This is a genomic window from Amycolatopsis sp. NPDC052450 (assembly GCF_044547565.1).
Taxonomy (GTDB): domain Bacteria; phylum Actinomycetota; class Actinomycetes; order Mycobacteriales; family Pseudonocardiaceae; genus Amycolatopsis.
In genome coordinates this window covers 19,969-37,093 of sequence record NZ_JBIUAQ010000023.1, presented here as the reverse complement: position 1 = coordinate 37,093, position 17,125 = coordinate 19,969, and the positions used below count along the sequence as shown (strand labels likewise).

At 69.4% G+C, this 17,125-nt stretch carries 10 protein-coding genes; 7 read left to right on the top strand and 3 right to left on the bottom strand.

Annotation, left to right across the window (positions count from 1 at the left end):
* Positions 1 to 110 precede the first annotated feature (110 nt).
* The 7 genes from ACIHAO_RS30190 to ACIHAO_RS30160 all read left to right on the top strand — a co-directional run bounded on the left by ACIHAO_RS30190 (position 111) and on the right by ACIHAO_RS30160 (position 15,351).
* Positions 111 to 3,149 (top strand): amino acid adenylation domain-containing protein, encoded by a 3,039-nt coding sequence (locus tag ACIHAO_RS30190; protein WP_396563488.1) that lies wholly within the window; start codon positions 111 to 113, stop codon positions 3,147 to 3,149.
* Entirely contained in the window at positions 3,146 to 8,575 is a 5,430-nt protein-coding gene (locus ACIHAO_RS30185) for an amino acid adenylation domain-containing protein (RefSeq protein ID WP_396563486.1), read from the top strand. Before ACIHAO_RS30190 ends, ACIHAO_RS30185 begins: the two co-directional genes overlap by 4 nt.
* Positions 8,572 to 9,843 carry an ATP-grasp domain-containing protein gene (locus ACIHAO_RS30180; RefSeq protein ID WP_396563484.1) on the top strand — a complete coding sequence of 424 codons (1,272 nt, stop codon included), beginning with the start codon at positions 8,572 to 8,574 and terminating at the stop codon, positions 9,841 to 9,843. The genes ACIHAO_RS30185 and ACIHAO_RS30180 overlap by 4 nt, the downstream gene beginning before the upstream one ends.
* The gene (locus ACIHAO_RS30175; protein WP_396563482.1) at positions 9,840 to 11,117 is read left to right on the top strand and encodes an ATP-grasp domain-containing protein; all 1,278 of its coding nucleotides are present in this window, start codon (positions 9,840 to 9,842) and stop codon (positions 11,115 to 11,117) included. Before ACIHAO_RS30180 ends, ACIHAO_RS30175 begins: the two co-directional genes overlap by 4 nt.
* The gene (locus ACIHAO_RS30170; RefSeq protein ID WP_396563480.1) at positions 11,114 to 12,049 is read left to right on the top strand and encodes a TauD/TfdA family dioxygenase; all 936 of its coding nucleotides are present in this window, start codon (positions 11,114 to 11,116) and stop codon (positions 12,047 to 12,049) included. Before ACIHAO_RS30175 ends, ACIHAO_RS30170 begins: the two co-directional genes overlap by 4 nt.
* A gap of 700 nt (positions 12,050 to 12,749) precedes the next feature.
* Positions 12,750 to 14,003: a DUF222 domain-containing protein gene (locus tag ACIHAO_RS30165; RefSeq protein ID WP_396563478.1), complete on the top strand. Its 1,254-nt coding sequence runs from the start codon at positions 12,750 to 12,752 to the stop codon at positions 14,001 to 14,003.
* 514 nt (positions 14,004 to 14,517) lie between these two features.
* Positions 14,518 to 15,351 (top strand): hypothetical protein, encoded by an 834-nt coding sequence (locus ACIHAO_RS30160; RefSeq protein WP_396563476.1) that lies wholly within the window; start codon positions 14,518 to 14,520, stop codon positions 15,349 to 15,351.
* Here the strand turns inward: ACIHAO_RS30160 and ACIHAO_RS30155 are convergent.
* From ACIHAO_RS30155 to ACIHAO_RS30145, 3 genes are all read right to left on the bottom strand, one after another.
* Entirely contained in the window at positions 15,348 to 15,821 is a 474-nt protein-coding gene (locus tag ACIHAO_RS30155) for a hypothetical protein (protein ID WP_396563474.1), read from the bottom strand. The two genes, ACIHAO_RS30160 and ACIHAO_RS30155, sit on opposite strands and share 4 nt — an antisense overlap.
* 111 nt (positions 15,822 to 15,932) lie before the next feature.
* Positions 15,933 to 16,748, bottom strand: coding sequence for a hypothetical protein (locus ACIHAO_RS30150; RefSeq protein ID WP_396563472.1), 816 nt, complete (start codon positions 16,746 to 16,748; stop codon positions 15,933 to 15,935).
* Complete coding sequence (locus ACIHAO_RS30145; protein WP_396563470.1) at positions 16,745 to 17,086, bottom strand: hypothetical protein; 342 nt, start codon at positions 17,084 to 17,086, stop codon at positions 16,745 to 16,747. Before ACIHAO_RS30145 ends, ACIHAO_RS30150 begins: the two co-directional genes overlap by 4 nt.
* Between the last annotated feature and the right edge of the window lie 39 nt (positions 17,087 to 17,125).

Genomic DNA, 17,125 nt, shown 5'->3' with positions numbered 1-17,125 from the left:
CGGTCCGGAAACCGCATGTCGCGAAAGCCACTTTCGCGACATGCTCGCCAGGCGGCAGCCGAGACCCGACCGGTCTCGAATCCGCCAACAGACACTGAGAACAGGAAATCATGAGCGACACGAAGGAATGGACGTTCCCGGCCTCGTTCGGGCAGGAGCGGATCTGGCTGTCCGGTCAGCTCGACCCGGCGTCACCGGTGTACAACCTGCACTGCCAGGCCCGGCTGGACCGTCCGCTGACCGCGGACCAGTGGCGCGCCGCGCTCGGCGTCATCGTCGGGCGGCACGAGGCGCTGCGCACGTCGTTCCGGATGGACGGCGGCGCGCTCGTGCAGGTGGTGCACGCCGAGGTGCCGATCGAGCCCGAGGTGCACGACCTGCGGGACCTGCCCGCCGACGCCCGCGGTGACCGGCTCGCCGAACTCGTCGGTGATGTGTCGCGCGAGGCCATCCCGCTCGACTCGCCGCCGCCGTGGCGGGCCCAGGTGTGCCGCACGGCCGACGACGAGTGGGTGCTCACGTTCGTCGTGCACCACACCGTGTTCGACGCCGCCTCGGTGCTGGTGCTGGGATCCGAGCTCGGCGAGGCGTGCGACGCCGTGTTCGAGGGCCGCGAGCCGAAGCTGCCCGAGCTGTCCATCCAGTACGCGGACTACTCGGCCTGGCAGCGCGGGCAGCTCGAAGCGTCGAGCGAACAGCTGGACTACTGGCGGACGCAGCTCGCCGGGCTGCCGCCGGTGCACGGCCTGCCCACCGACCGGCCGCGGCCGTCGGAGCTGACGTTCGCCGGTGACCAGGTGTACTTCGCCCTCCCGGACGGCCTGATCGACCGGGTCGGCGAGCTGGGCCGGGAGCTCTCGGCGTCACCGTTCATGGTGCTGCTGGCCGGTTACGCGGCACTTCTGTCACGACTGTCCAGAGTGGACGATGTCGTCGTCGGCGTCCCGGTCGCCGGCCGCGACCTGCCCGAGCTGGCCGACCTGATCGGCATGTTCGTCAACCAGATGGCCGTGCGGGTCGACTGTTCGGGCGCACCCGCGTTCACCGAGCTGGTCGGCCGGGTCCGGAGCACGCTGCTGGAGGCGATCGACCACAGTCAGGTGCCGTTCCAGACGGTCGCCGAGGCGGCCGTGGCCGAGCGCGATCCCGGCGTGCAGCCGGTGTATCAGCTCGGGTTCAACTTCCTGCCGGACTCGGGGCTGGAGCCGATCCGCTCGGCCACCGCGAAGGACGACATCGCGATCGACCTGACCGCCGTGGACGGCAGGCTCGTCTACCGCACCGACCTGTTCGACCGCGAGACCGCCGAAGCCGTGGCCCAGCGGTACGTGCGGCTGCTGACTGCGGCGGTCGCCGACCCCGCTCAGCCGGTCGTGGATCTGCCGCTGCTTTCGGACGCCGAACGTGAATTGGTCTTGAACGGGTGGAACCCGACGAAACTGTCCACTTCGGACACCAAGACGGTGCACGCTCGTTTTGAGGACCAGGCCCGGCGGATCCCGGACGCACCCGCCGTCGACTTCGGCGGAATCCGCCTGACCTACGCCGAGCTGAACATGCGTGCCAACCGCGTCGCACACCGGCTGCGCGAGCTGGGCGCGGGTCCCGGCACCGTCGTCGGCGTGTGCGTGCCGAACTCGGCGGATCTGCTGACCGGTGTGCTCGGGGTGCTGAAGAGCGGCGCGGCCTACGTCCCGCTCGATCCGGACAACCCGGCCCCGCGGCAGGCGCTGATCCTCGCCGACGCGGGTGTCCCGTTCGCGCTGGTCACCGGCGAGTCCACTTTGGACACCAAGACGCTGGCACTGGACGACCCCGCCGAGTGGTCCGCCGCGGCCACCGAAGACCCGGAACCGGCCGCCGGACCGGGCGACGTCGCCTACGTGATCTACACGTCGGGCTCGACCGGACGCCCCAAGGGTGTCGAGGTCGAGCACCGGGCCGTCGACACGTACCTGGCGTGGGCGCGTGAGGCGTACCCCGGCCTGGCCGGACGGGCGTTGCTGCACACGTCACCGTCGTTCGACCTCACCGTGACGACGCTGCTCGGCACCCTCACCGCCGGGGGTGCGGTGGTCGACGGCGGCCGCCCGACGTTCGTCAAGGCGACCCCGACGCACCTCGCCGTCCTCGCCGAGGACCTGTTCCCGACGGGTGAGCTGGTGCTCGGCGGCGAAGCGCTGACCGCCGAGGCAGTTCAGCCGTGGCGGGAGCGGCACCCCGGCACGGTCGTCGTCAACGAGTACGGCCCGACCGAGGCCACGGTCGGCTGCGTCGTGCACCGGATCGAACCCGGGGACGAACTGCCGTCCGGACCGGTCCGGATCGGCCGTCCGGTGCCCGGCACCAGCGTGTACGTGCTCGACGAGCGGCGGCAGCCGGTGCCGCCGGGCGTTCCGGGCGAGCTGTACATCGCCGGGTCGCAGCTCGCCCGCGGCTACCTCGGGCTGCCGGAGCTGACCGCCGAAAAGTTCACCGAAGGTCCGTACGGCCGGATGTACGCGACCGGCGACCTCGCCCGCTGGCGCCGCGACGGCACGCTCGACTACCTCGGCCGCGTCGACGAGCAGGTGAAGCTGCGCGGCTATCGCATCGAGCCCGGCGAGGTCGAAGCGGCGCTGCGTGAGCTGCCGGAGGTGCGGGACGCGGCCGTGGCGGTCCGCGGTGACACGCTCGTCGGCTATGTCGTCGGCGGCACCGAGGGGGCGGCCGACGCCCTGCGGAAGACGTTGCCGGACTACCTGGTGCCGACCCGGTTCGTGACGCTCGAGGCGCTGCCGATGGCGGCCAGCGGCAAGCTCGACCGGGCCGCGCTGCCGGATCCCGAACCCGGCGAGGCGCCGGCGTACGTCGCACCCAGGACCGCGGCCGAAGAACTCGTGGCCGAGGTGCTCGGCGAGCTGCTCGGCGTCGACGACCTCGGCGCGCACGACGACTTCTTCGCCCGTGGCGGCAACTCGCTGCTGGCGATCCGCGCGATGTCCCGGATCCGCAAACAGGTCGAAGTCGACATCCCGGTGCGAGGGCTGTTCTCCCTCACCACCGTCGCCGGGCTCGCCGCCGAGATCGAACGGCGGCTCGCCGAGGACCTCGACCAGCTCAGCGACGAAGAGGTCCAGCGTCAGCTGGCCGAAGGCGAGCTCTCATGACCGCGATCGACGAAACCAGCAGCGCGGCCGCGCGCCGGGCCCTGCTCGAACAGCGGCTGCGACGGCGCACGGAGCGGGCCGCGACCATCACGCCGCGCCCCACCGACGCCGTCGTCCCGCTGTCCTATCAGCAGGAACGCGTCTGGTTCATGGAACAGTTCGCACCGGGCACCGGGTCGTACCACATCCCGGTGCCGATCCGGCTGACCGGCAGGCTCGACGTCGCCGCGCTCCAGTCCGCTTTGGACACCCTGCCCGCTCGGCACGAGGCGTTGCGGATGAGGTTCCCGGCTGGAGACGATGGGCAGCCGACCGTCCACATCGAACCCTCGGTCACGGTCGGCCTGTCTCTTGTGGACGCTGGAAACGAGGAAGCGGCCCGTGCCGCCGTCGACGCCGCCGCGGCCGAGACGTTCGACCTCGCCACGGGTCCGCTGCTGCGGGCGACCCTGGCCAAGGTGTCCGACGAGGAACACCTGCTCGTCCTGTGCACGCACCACATCGTGGGCGACGGCTGGTCGGTCGACCTGCTGCTGCGTGACCTCGCCGCGCGGTACCACGCCCTGAGCACCGGCGGCACGGCCGAGCTGCCCGCGCTGAGCATCGGGTACGGCGACTTCGCGCACTGGCAGCGCCGCACGCTCACCGGTGGCGAACTCGACCGGCAGCTGGAGCACTGGAAGGCGCAGCTCACCGGAGTCGAACCCCTGGAGCTGCCCACCGACCGGCCCCGGCCCGCCAAGCAGAGCTTCGACGGCGCGATCCACGAGTTCTTCGTCGAGCGTGAGCTCGCCGGCGCCCTCGGTGAACTGAGCCGCGAGCACGGAGTCACGCTCTTCATGACCTTGCTGGCCGCCTACCAGGTGCTGCTTTCGCGGTACTCGGGCCAGGAAGACTTCGCGATCGGCTCGTCGTCGGCCGGGCGCGGCCTGCCCGAGCTGGAGGGCGTGGCGGGCATGTTCATCAACATGCTGCCCCTGCGTGCCCAGCTCGAGGGCGACCCGACGTTCGCCGAGCTGCTCGAACGCACCCGGCGGCATGTGCTGGACGCGTTCGAGCACGCCGACGTCCCGTTCGAGCGGCTGGTGAACGCGCTCGGCGTGCCCCGCGACGTCAGCCGCTCGCCGGTGTTCCAGGCGATGTTCGTCCTGCAGAACTACGAGATGGGCCGGATGGGCGCGGCGGGAGAGTCCGAAGTGGACTTCCGCTGGCTGCCGATGGACCTGCCCGCGACCCGGTTCGACTTCGAATTCCACGCGATCGAGGTCGAACGCGGGCTGATCGGCAAGTTCGTGCACAACACCGCGCTGTTCACCGCGGACACGGTCGCCGGGATGGCCGGGAGGCTGGTCACGCTGCTGCGCTCGATCGTCGCCGACCCGGACCGGCGACTGTCCGAATTGGACATCCTCGACGACGGGCAGCGCGAACTCGTCCTGGAACGCTGGAACGCCACGACGGCCGAGTTCCCGCAAACCACGCTGCACGCGCTCGTCGAGGAGCAGGCCGCCCGGACGCCGGACGCACCCGCGGTGACCTTCCGCGGCGCGTCGCTGACCTACCGCGAGCTGGACGAGCGGGCCAACCGGCTCGCGCACCGGCTGCGTGGCCTCGGCGTCGGGCCGGGCGTGCTCACCGGTGTGTTCGCGGAGCGGTCGTTCGGGCTGGTCGTCGCGCTCCTCGGCGTGCTGAAAGCCGGTGGCGCGTACGTGCCGCTCGACCCCGAGTACCCGGCCGACCGGCTGGCGTTCATGCTGCGGGACGCGGCCGCGCCCGTCGTGCTGACACAGGCGGCGTTGCGCGAAACGTTGCCACCGGGGGACGCCACCGTCGTTGTCCTGGACGACCCTGCCGACCTCCCCGAGACGGCAGGCACGCCCGAGCCGCTTGCGGGACCGGACGACCCGGCGTACGTCATCTACACCTCGGGCTCGACGGGCCAGCCGAAAGGTGTGCCCAACGGTCACCGCGGCATCGTCAACCGGCTCGACTGGATGCAGCGCGCGTATCGTCTCGACGGTACCGATTCGGTGCTGCAGAAGACCCCGGCCGGTTTCGACGTGTCGGTCTGGGAGTTCTTCTGGCCGCTGATCACCGGCGCGCGGCTCGTGCTCGCCGAACCCGGCGGCCACAAGGACGCCGCGTACCTGCGTGAGCTGCTCGCGTCCGAAAGCATCACCACCGCGCACTTCGTGCCGTCGATGCTCACGCTTTTCCTTGCCGAGCAAGGCGTCGAGACCTGCACGGCGCTGCGGAGGGTGGTGTGCAGCGGCGAGGAGTTGCCGCTCGACGCCGCCCGCGAGTTCGTCCGGCGGCTGCCGCACTGCGAGCTGCACAACCTCTACGGCCCGACCGAAGCCGCCATCGACGTGACCTCTTGGCAATGCACGCCCGAGGCGCTCGCCGAGGTCGCGTCGGTGCCGATCGGAGCGCCGATCCAGAACATCCGGATCTACGTCCTCGACCGTGCCGGACGGCCCTGCCCGGTCGGCGTGCCCGGTGAACTGCACATCGCCGGCGTCGGCCTCGCCCTGGGCTACCACAACCGCCCGGAGCTGACGGCCGAGCGGTTCGTGCCCGATCCGTTCCACAGTGGACGGATGTATCGTACCGGCGACCTGGCGCACTGGCGCCCGGACGGGACGATCGCTTTCCTCGGCCGGATCGACCACCAGGTCAAGCTGCGCGGTCTCCGTATCGAGCTGGGGGAGATCGAGACGACGTTGCGTGCCCAGCCGGGTGTGCGCGACGCCGCCGTGATCGTCCGCGAGGACACGCCGGGGGACAAGAGGCTGGTCGGATACGTCGTCGGCGACGCCGAGCCCGGAGCGCTGCGGACGGCGCTCAAGCAGAGCCTCCCGGACTACATGGTCCCGCCGTCGTTCGTCGCGCTCGACGAGCTGCCGCTCACCCCGAACGGCAAGCTCGACCGCAAGGCGCTGCCCGCGCCGGTCGCGTCCCGGGACGCGACCAAGGAGCTGGTCGCGCCGTCGACCCCGGTCGAAATCCTGCTGGCCGATATCTGGCGTGACGTGCTCAAGGTGGACGAACTGGGCGTCGACGACGACTTCTTCGACCTCGGCGGCCACTCGATGCTGGCCACCCAGGTGGTGGCGCGGATCGGCAAGGCGGGCGCCGGCCAGGTCGGTGTCATGGATCTGTTCCAGCACCGCACGATCCGCGAGCTGGCGTCCTTCATGGACGGTGACGCCGCCGACCGGCCGCGGCATCTGCTGTACGAGCTGACCAAGCCTGCCAAGCAGCGGACGCTGACCTACGTCTGCTTCCCCTACGGCGGCGGCAGCGCGATCGTTTACCAGCCCCTGGCCGACGCGCTCCCGGAGGGCTACTCGCTCTACTCGGTCGCCATCCCCGGCCACGACGTCGGACTGTCCGAAGAGGCCCTTCCCTTCGACGACCTGGTCGAGCGGCTGGCCGACGAGATCCTCGACCGCGTCGACGGCCCGCTGGCCATCTACGGCCACTGCGGGGTCGGCAACGCGCTCGCCGTCGCCGTCGCCCGGCTGCTCGAAGAACGCGGCCGCGAGCTGGAGGTCGTCTACATCGGCGCGATCTTCCCGTTCGCCCGCATGAAGGGGCCGGTGGGCACGCTGCGCACCCGGCTGGAGAAGCTGCGCAGCAACCGGTACTACTCGAACTGGCTCAAGGGCATGGGCGTCGACACCGACGACCTCGACCCGGCGCAGGCCGACCGGATCATCACGAACATGCGCGCCGACAGCCGCGCCGCCGAGGAGTACTTCAGCGGCCTGCTCGACGCCCGTGTGGCCAAGCTGCGCGCGCCGATCGTGTCGGTGGTCGGCTCCGAGGACCCGGTCACCGACTACTACGCCGAGCGGTACCGGGAATGGGAGTTCCTCACCGACACCACCGCGCTCGTGGTGCTCGACCGGGCAGGGCACTTCTTCCTGCGCTACCGGGCCGGCGAACTCGCGGAGATCGTCACGCGCGTGCACCCGGCGCTGGACGATCCCGGCGAACTCGACGTCCGGGTCCGCGGCGAAGACGCGGGCTGGGCGGTGCACGAAACCCATCGGGCAGAAGTGGACGAGAAACCCGCGGTGCGGCCGAGTATGGCCCGGTTCGTCACGATCACGATCGGACAGCTGGTGTCCTCGACCGGCTCGGCGCTGACGTCGTTCGCCGTGCCGATCTGGCTCTACACCCGCACGGGCTCGGTCGCCGACCTCGGCCTGCTGTGGGCGCTCGCGCTGCTGTTCGGCGTGCTCGTCCTGCCGGTGGCGGGCGCACTGGTCGACCGCGGCGACCGGCGGCGGATCATGATCGCGGCCAGCAGTGTCGCCGGCGGGATCCAGCTGATACTGGCGTTGCTGCTGATCACCGGGCACGTCCAGCTGTGGTTGTTCTATGTACTGATCCCGCTCGGGTCGGTGGCAGCGTCGTTCCAGCGCATCGCCTATCAGTCATCGGTGGCGCAGCTGGTGCCGAAGCAGTACCTCGGGCACGCGATGGGTCTCGCGCAGCTGTCCACCGGTTTCGCCCAGCTGCTGATGCCGGTGCTCGCGGCCGGGCTGCTGGCGACGATCCAGCTGTCCGGCATCCTCATCCTGGACATGGCGAGCTACGCGTTCGCGATCGTGGGCCTGCTGCTGGTGCGGTTCCCGGACATGATGGGCTGGCGCCCGCGCGAACCGCTGCTGACGGCGATCGCGGGCGGGCTGCGGTACTCATGGAACCACCGCGGCTTCCGCACGATGCTGCTGTACTTCGCGCTGGCGAACGTCTTCCTCGCCCCCGCGCTGGTGCTGGTGTCGCCGCTCGTGCTGTCGTTCGGCTCGGTCACCGACGTCGCGCAGGTGGCGCTGGCCGAGGCCGTCGGCGCGGTGGCCGGCGGGATCGGGATGGCGCTGTGGGGTGGCCCGCGGCACCGGCGGATGGTCGGCGTGCTCGTGGGCAACATCGGCATCGCGCTCGGCAGCCTGGTGATGGGCCTGCGGCCGTCGCTGATCGTCGTCGCGGCCGGGGTGTTCCTCCTCGCCGCCGCGATGTCCGTGTCGCAGGGCATCTACGCGACGCTGGTACAGGTCAAGGTGCCGCAGCGGTTCCACGGCCGGGTGTTCGCGATCAACCAGACGATCACCTGGTCGACGCTGCCGATCGGGTTCGCGGTGCTGGCGCCGCTGGCCGTCGGCTGGTTCTCGCCGCTGCTGGCGCCGGGCGGCGCGCTGACCGGGTCGGTCGGCACTGTGCTCGGAACGGGGGAGACCCGGGGCATCGGGCTCGCCTACGTCGTCTTCGCGCTGCTCCTGCTGCTGATCAACGTGGGCGGGTTCTCGATGCGGCGGTTGCGCCGGTTCGACACCGAAGTGCCCGATTCGCTGCCGGACGACCTGGTCGGGGCGCAGGAACGGGAACGCAAGCTTGCCGGGAAGGAAGCCGCATGAGTACGGCAGTGCTGGTCAGGGAGGCCCGCGGGCACTGGGTCGGCGAAGTCGCGCCTGCGATGCGGGCGGCCGGGCACCGCGTGGTGCTGCTCGCCCCGCCGATGGACGCGGCCGAACGGGCCGCGCTGGACGGTGTGGTGGACGACGTCGTCGCGCTCGACGACGTCCACGACCCGGAAGCCGTCGCGGCGAAGGTCCGGGAGATCGACGGCGGCGCGTTGGCCGGCCTCTTCACCGGCTCGGACGGCGCCATCGCGAGCACCGCCCGCGCCGCGGAGCTGCTCGGGGTGGCGCGCTGCCCGGCGTCGGTGTTCGCCTTGTGCGCGAACAAGTTCGCCGTCCGGGAGGCTCTCGCCGCGGCCGAGCTGCCCGGACCCGCGCACGCGCTGATCTCGTCGGCCGACGGGGCGGCGTCGGTCGCTGCGGCGGTCGGGCTCCCGGCGATCGTCAAACCGGTCAACGGGGCGGGCAGCAACCTCGTCCGCGCCGTGTCCACTGTGGATGAACTGGCTGCCGCGTACGAGCTGCTGGCCGCGCGACTGCCCGAGTCGGCGGATCCGCGCTACCACCGTCCATTGGGGGCACTGGACCCTTCGGCGACGTTCCTCGTCGAAGGATTGCTGTCCGGCCCGGAGTACGCGGTGGACGTGCTGGTCCGTGACGGCGTGGCCGAGCCGGTCGAGATCCTCGACAAACCGCTGATCGACGAGCGGAAGTTCGAGCTGGCGCTGTCGTGCCCGCCCGCCGGGCTCACCGCCGACCGGGCCGAGCTCGTCACCGCGGCGGCGGTCGCCGCCGTCCGAGCGCTGGGTCTCGACAACACCTGCGCCCACGTCGAGCTGATCGATGACGTCGACCGCGGTCCGACGATCGTCGAGGTCAACGCGGGCAGGCCCGCCGGGTCGATCATGCCGCTGCTGGCCAAGTTGCGCACCGGCATCGACGTGTTCGCCGAGCTGGCGGCGCTCGCGGTGAGCGCTCCGCCGCCGGCGCGGGAACCCGCGAAACTGCCGATCCCGCTGGGCATGCTGATCCTCTACGCGGCCGGTTCGGGCCGGTTGACCGGCATCGGCGGGCTCGACGAGATCGCCGAGCTGCCCGAGGTGATCGACGTCGTCACCACCGTCTCGCCGGGGGAGGTGCTCACCGACGAACAGGAGACCTACGCGGTCAACCTCGTCGTGGCCGGGTTCGCCGATCACGACGACCTCGCCGCGCTGCACGCGGAGGCGAGCAAACTCGTCCGGCTCGAACTGGAGGAAGTGTGAACACCGCGTTCGTGGTCTGCGAGACCACCGGGCAGTGGATCGCCGACTTCGTGGCCGCCATCCGCGCGGCCGGGCTGGGGGCCGAACTGGTCACGCAGCCCTTGGAACCGGCCGAGCAGGCACAGCTGACGGAACTGGTGGACGGCATCGTTTTCGTCGACGACGTCCGTGACGCCGAAGCCGTCGCCGAGGCGATCCGGGCGCGGACCGCGCGTCCGGCCGGAGTGGTGACCGCCGCCGAAGGGATCATCGCGAGCGTCGCGCGTGCGGCCGAGCTGCTCGGCGTCGCGCGCTGCCCGGCGTCGGTGTTCACCGTGACGCACAACAAGTTCGCGGTCCGGCAAGCGCTGGCGGCGGCTGGATTGCCGGGGCCGCGCTGCGCGCTGATCTCGTCGGCTGCCGAGGCGGAGTCGGTGGCTTCGACGGTCGGGCTCCCGGCGATCATCAAGCCGGTGAACGGCGCCGCGAGCAACCTCGTGCGCACGGTGTCCACTGTGGACGAACTAGCGTCGGCGTACCGGCTGCTTGCCGAGCGATTGCCGCTGTCGGCGGACGCCCGGTACCACCGGCTCATCGGTGGCGGACCGTCGCCGATCGACCCTCTGCAGGTGTTCCTCGTCGAAGGCCTGCTGCGCGGCCCGGAATACGCGGTCGACGTCCTGGTGCGCGACGGCGTCGCGGAGCCGGTGGCTGTGGTGGAAAAGCCGCTGATCGACGAGCGCAAGTTCGAGCTGGGCATGGTCTGCCCGCCACTCGAACTGTCCGAAAAGGACACCGAACGGCTGTTCGCGGCCGCGACGGCCGCCGCGCTCGCCCTGGGGCTGGACAACACCTGTGCTCACTTGGAGCTGATCGACGATGCCGAACTGGGCCCGACGATCGTCGAGGTGAACGCGGGCCGCCCGGCAGGCGGCGCCCAGCCGGTCCTGCTGAAGCTCGCGACCGGTATCGACGTCATCGCCGAAGCCGTGTCGCTGGCATTGGGCACGCCACCGCCCACGCGAGGTGTGGGCCTGCCGGTACCGGTGGGCTACCTGATCTTCTACGCCGAAGGCACCGGGCGGCTGGTCCGCGTCGAGGGCACCGACGAGGTCGCCGACCTGCCCGAGGTCCTGGAGGTCGTCACGATCGTCCGCCCCGGCCAGCTGCTCACCGACGATCAGGAGATCTACGCGGTCAACGTGCTCGCCGCGGGGTTCGCCGACACCGAAGACCTCGCCGCGCTGCACGCCGAGGCCGCCAAGCTGATCCGATTCGAACTGGAGGAGTCATGACCGCCGAACTCACGGCGAACCTCGGTCACATCGAGGGCAATGAACACACGAAGCTCACCGTGTACGCGGCCACGGGTCTGGACTGGGTACGCGCGCACCGCGAAGCACTGCAAGACCGGCTGCGCGAGCACGGCGCGATCCTGCTGCGCGGGATGCCCGCCGACCTGGCGGTGTTCAACCAGGTCACCGAGGAGATCGGCGGCTCGCTGCTGACGTACACGGAACGGTCGACGCCGCGATCGGCGGTCTCGGGCAACATCTACACCTCGACGGAGTACCCCGCGGCCGAGTCGATCCCGATGCACAACGAGAACTCGTACTCGGCACACTGGCCGGCCCGCCTGTTCTTCCTGTGCGACACGGCGGCCGAAACCGGTGGTGCGACGCCGATCGCCGACAGCCGCGCGATGTACCGCCTGCTGCCGTCGGACCTGCGCGAGCGGTTCGCGGGCGGCGTCACCTACGCGCGGGCGTTCCGTGAAGGCCTCGGGCTGACCTGGCAGGAGGCGTTCCAGACCGACGACCGCCAGGCGGTGGAGGACTACTGCACCAGTAACGGGCAGACGTACGAGTGGACCGACGAGGGCCTTCGTACCCGGCACGTACGTCCGTCCTTTATGGAGGAACCGCACACCGGCGTGACGGTGTGGTTCAACCAGGCCAACCTGTTCCACGTCTCGAGCCTGGGGGAGGAGGTCAGCGAAGCGCTGCTGGAGCTGTACCCCGAAGAGGACCTGCCCCGCCACGCGTTCTTCGCCGACGGCTCGCCGATCCCGCAGGCGGACCTGGCCACGATCAAGGCGACGTACGACGAGGTCAGCTACGCGTTCCCGTGGCAGCCGGGCGACATCATGGTGATCAACAACATGCTGATGGCGCACGGACGCGAGCCGTTCACGGGGAAGCGGCGGACCCTGGTCGCGATGACCTGACCCGGCAGTTTTCGGTCGGGGTCGTGGTGGCGATTCGGGTTCTGGCGAGCCTCTGCTTAGGCACCTACTGCGTGACCTGCGGTGCTTCTTGCGTGATGCCGGATTTGAAGTACATGAAGGACCCCTTCCTGTACTGGGGTTCTGCGTGTGAAGGCCCTCTTCCCTGCTCTTCGGCGCTTCTCACGGCCAGGCGTCGAACTCTCATGTCGTGAAGGGTCCCTTTGAGACGGTGAAGGTCTCAAAGGGGCCCTTCACGACATCCCCACGACCGCGACAACTCACGCGAGCGCCTGACGGGAGTCCTGCACGTACCTGGGGAACGTCGAGTTTCCTCGGCTGAGCCGAGGGAAGAGGGCCTTCACGCGCAGCCGCCGTGACTGCTAGTGCCTGAGGGGCGAACGTGGCGATTACCGAGTCCGCGGCCTGGCATCAACCGCAGCCTCAACCACGTAGGTACCTAAGACGCCTTCGGGTTCTAACCCGAATCGCCACTCACGACCACCCCGTGGGCGAGTTCACCGGACGTGCCACGTTTGCGTGGCCCGCTTACGAGCGCCTGGGGAACCCGGTTCTGCCTGCTCTCGGTCACGCAAGTGCGAACTCCTTCTCATCGCAAATCACCCGTCGGTGTTGTTGGTTCGATTTCATTGTTGCTTAAAATTACGAACGCTTGTTCGATTGTTTGCGGTATTGTTGTGGGGTGTCCGAGACTTTCCTTCCCGAGTTGCCGCAGGAGTTGTGGCGCGCTGGCAAGCTGGAGCTTGCCCATGGCGTGCAGCAGTCCTTGCAGGTAATCAGGATGGCCACCGCCGGACTGGGGAAATTCTTGGCGGAGATCGAGTCTCGGGGCGCTAAAGACTTGTACGGGTATGGGGCCACGGCCGCGTGGTTCGCGGATGTGGCGGGGTTGTCACGGGGCGAAGCAAGTCCGGTGGTGAACCGGGCGATCGCGTTGAACCCGACCCGGGCTTTGGATGGCACCGAAGTTCCGCCTGTCGCGCCCGCCACGGCCGCTGTGGCTGCGGAAGGTCTGGTCGGGGATGAGCGAATCGACCAGATCCTGGAGTTTTTGAAGAAACTTCCCGCCGATACCTCGGTTGAGGATCGGGCCGGTGCGGAGAAGATCCTGGCCAACCTTGCCCCGAGTGCCGGTCCCCGGCAACTCGCGGAAGCCGAGGCGAACCTGCTCGCGTTGCTGAATCCCGACGGCAACGAACCCAAAGACCCCGAACCCAAGGAACCGCGCCGGGAAATCACCCTGGAACGCCGCAAAGACGGCTTCTGGAAACTCACCGGCCTCCTCGACGATGAAACGGGTGCCCGTACCGCCGCCGCCCTGGAGGCCTATGCCCGGCCGCGGCCGGTGGACGAGTTCGGCCAGGCCGATCTGCGGATGAAATGTGAACGCATGGGTGATGCGTGGGTCGACGTCCTCGACCTCGCCGTCGCCTGCCCGGACCAACCCGGCACCAGCGGCTACCGCACTCTGCTGCATGTCACCATCGGACTCGACGAACTCAAAACCGGCCTCGGGACCGCCTGCTTGGACTTTGTCGGGACGATGACCGCCCGCGAGGCAAGGCTCGCGGCTTGTGACTGCCTGATGCTGCCGGTCGTGATGAGTGCTGCCGGTGAGCCGCTGGATGTGGGGCGGCTGCGGCGGTTCGTCACCCCCGGCCAGCGACGTGCGTTGAACATCCGGGATGGCGGTTGCGCGTTCCCCGGCTGTGACCGCAGGCCGAAGAACTGTCACGCTCACCATATTCATCATTGGGCAGACGGAGGCCCTACGGATCTCCGGAATCTCGTGCTGCTGTGCGGTTTCCATCACCGGTTGATCCACCACGGTGATTGGGAAGTCCGCATGGCCGCCGAGGGGCTACCGGAGTTCATCCCACCCCAATATCGAGATCCGCTTCGAAAACCCCGCCGCAACACCCTCCACCACCGCTGAGCCCGAGGAGCCCGCCAGCCACACCGGCGACGGGCCCCTCGTCATGCCCACTGGAAAGTCCCGCCGGCCGCATCGTCCGCCGCGACCCGCGTGACTGCGACGACACCGTCGCCCGCTACTGCTTCACCGGCGACGGCGACTCCGCAGACCTGACCTCAACGCCGGGAACCACCTCACTTCGCTGTCGCTGGTCCTTCCGGCGGAGTCCTTTACACCTGCAAGGTCGGCGATGACCGGGGTCCGGGGTGACCTGGTCTTGTCCACCGACGCGGGGCCCGGGTATCAGGTCGGCGTCACCCGCCGACTCGTAGACGGCCGCGAGGTTGTTGAGCAAGAGCAGTGTGGCGGGCGAGATCGCGTTCGTGGTCAGGACTCGGCGTGCAAAGTGTCAAGCCTGAGCGCCCCCTTCCTCTGCCGCATCGGGAGCGACGATTTGGTCTTGTCAGGTAGAAACTCGACCAGCATTCCCTCATCGGCTACCCAGGTCGTCCAGGTCGATCTAGAGTCGGGCCGCATGGAGCCTGTCAGCGGACTCGCCGCCAAGTCCGCGCCAAGCAGAATGAGCTTCTACACCGCCATCTACTTGACCAGCGTGCTTCTTCCAGGGGCCGTAGTGGTGACCGAGCTTCTCGTGCTCTGCGTGCACCTTGCCAGGCGCGGACAGTCCGATATCGCGTTCATCATGAACACGCTCACCAATGTCAAGGGTGCTGCCATCGTCGTGCTCGTCTTGGTGGCCGTCGCGGCCAGTTTCGTGATCGGCTATCTGGCCAGGGAGGTCGGCTTCAAGCTCACCGCCCTGTTGGAGCGGTTCGACCGCCGCAAAGCAGCGCCCACGCTTCCTGCGTCGTGGGCCAGGATTCGGGTTTCCTTCGGCGACGAGTTCGCCGAGCGTCTCGCCGGGTTGCACCCGATCCTGCGACACCTGGATTCCCACGAGCAGCGCCGAGACGACGCCCTCGATCGCAGCCTGCCCGCGGGCGGCGGACATCAGGCGAACGCGTCGTTGCACCTGTTCGCCTACAGCAAGCTGTGGCTGCGCGGACGCGCGCCTGCGCTCAGCGTCGACAACACCGAGGCAGAGATCAACATCCTGGTGTCGACCATCGTGCCCGTGCTCCTCGTCGCCCTCGACGCGACCGTGCTGTCGGGCACGCCTGTCGCTATCAAGGTCATCGCCCTACCGGGAGCGGTGCTCATCAGCCTCGCGATCATGACCGCCGTGCTGCGCCTGCGCAAGACCGAGCAGGGCGAGGCACTGCGCAACCTGGCGTTTGACTTCGCCATGCGCGAGGCGGAGGCCAAGTACCCCGCCGTGGAACGGGGCGCTGAAGAGGAAGCGACCTAGCGCGAGTAGTGCCGAAGATCGGGCAACATCCCGGAATCTGTTGGACCACAAAGAAGGTAAAGTATAAACCGGGTATCGGCGTCTGCCAGGTACGCCGCCGCCACGCGATGGTTGCCGTCGAGCAGCACCACCTCGTCACCGACTCGGTAACCCGGGAGTGTCAGCTGCACGGGCCTGGCCGTGCGGGTGTACTGCTCTCGCAGCGCAGCGATCATGGACGCACGAGCGCGTGGCCACGACGCTTCGGTGATCGCGACCTCTGACACCCGCAACGGGCGGGCGCCCGGGTGGTCGTAGCGAGCGTCGCGTCCGGACTCGTCGGCGTACCAAACGGTGCACAGTTCGCCGAGTTCCTTGCGGGAGCGGCTATACCGTTCCTCGACGACACACTCGTCAACGACCCGTTGCCAGTCCAGCTTCGCCCGTACGACTCCATCACCGAAGATCAGCGCGAAGGCGGATGTGTCCATATCAAGAGACGGTACCGGCCAGCCCCACGGCGGGCCGAGTGGCAACGACACGTTGACGGTCCAGCGTCCGCCCATGCCGCTTATCGCCCGGCGTTTCCGAAGACCGGGTGGTCAGTCACCCTTGGCCAACCGGTCGTTGATCCGGCGGGCCAGATCGGCGGTGAAGCCCGCGGCCGGCACGGTGTGACCGAGAGCGGTGAGGATCACGTCGAGATGGGTGTCCACCGTGGCTTCGATCAACGTGGTGAGTGTCGCGGTGGTGGATCGGGCTCGGCTCCACCCCAGCACGGCGGTGCCGATTCCGGCCAACATCGCGGGGTACCAATGGATCCCGAGGCCGACGTACAGCACGCCCCAGCCGACGAGCCTGGTGGCCGACCTGAACTGGGATTCGGCCGTCTGCACTGGAGTACGGACCGTTTCCGGGACCACCAACCACAAGCGCGGCCACACCAAGCCCAGATCGAGTCCGTGGTACTGCCCGGCGATCCGGACGTTCAGCAGCCGGAACCGCTCGCCGATCCAGGCCGGGTGTCGTGGACGGTAGGCGGATACCGGGTCCACCCCCGCCTTGGCCGCCGCCCGATCGAACAGCCTGCCGCGCAAGGCCACCAGCCCCCGCGCGAGCCAGCTCGCCGGTGCGCGCCACGGTCTGGTCCAGACCGCCTCGGCCAGGCTGCCGACCGCCTGCGCGGCCATGGCCGCCGCCGTGGCACCGGCCAGCAGGAACACGGCCACCACCGCGATCGGCAGGCGCGGCGCCTCCCGCACGATCCAGTCGGCAACCGAGGCGAGGTCGAACGCGGAGCGGTGGCCCAGCCGGACCGCGCACACCACCGCGGCGATGAACAACGCCCCCGGCAGCACGAGAGTCGCGACCCATCGCTCGGCGAGTTTGCCGCTCAGCGACGACAAGAAGGGGTTCACGGCATCGCGCCCGTCGGCAGCATCGGCTCGTCGTCGAACAGGGCGCATACGGGCGGGTGCCCGTCGTTGTCCCGATGGTCGTGGCGTGAGCACAACTTGCGCGGGCAGCTGTAGTCGCCACGCCCGGTCCGTGGCACGCGAGCGCTCCGTGGTGTGGGATACACGGGCATGCGGTCGGGAGTGCCCGCGCTCCTGGTCGGCTCCGCCGACTCGGCGTCCAGTAGGTCGAACTGCCGGCACGCGTCCAAGGCCGAACCGCCCGCTCGCACTCGGGAGGCGGCGCGTTCGAGCCTGTCGGTCCATCGGCCGGCGATGGCGGCCTGGCGCAGATCCGGCATGCCAGTGCACCACAGAACGAGTGCTTGTCCCTCGTCGAA

Bases quoted from the DNA above. Each gene is read 5' to 3' on its own strand.
- ACIHAO_RS30190 (WP_396563488.1), top strand. From the start codon at position 111: ATGAGCGACACGAAGGAATGGACGTTCCCGGCCTCGTTCGGGCAGGAG.
- ACIHAO_RS30185 (WP_396563486.1), top strand. From the start codon at position 3,146: ATGACCGCGATCGACGAAACCAGCAGCGCGGCCGCGCGCCGGGCCCTG.
- ACIHAO_RS30180 (WP_396563484.1), top strand. From the start codon at position 8,572: ATGAGTACGGCAGTGCTGGTCAGGGAGGCCCGCGGGCACTGGGTCGGC.
- ACIHAO_RS30170 (WP_396563480.1), top strand. From the start codon at position 11,114: ATGACCGCCGAACTCACGGCGAACCTCGGTCACATCGAGGGCAATGAA.
- ACIHAO_RS30160 (WP_396563476.1), top strand. From the start codon at position 14,518: ATGGAGCCTGTCAGCGGACTCGCCGCCAAGTCCGCGCCAAGCAGAATG.
- ACIHAO_RS30155 (WP_396563474.1), bottom strand. From the start codon at position 15,821: ATGGACACATCCGCCTTCGCGCTGATCTTCGGTGATGGAGTCGTACGG.
- ACIHAO_RS30145 (WP_396563470.1), bottom strand. From the start codon at position 17,086: ATGCCGGATCTGCGCCAGGCCGCCATCGCCGGCCGATGGACCGACAGG.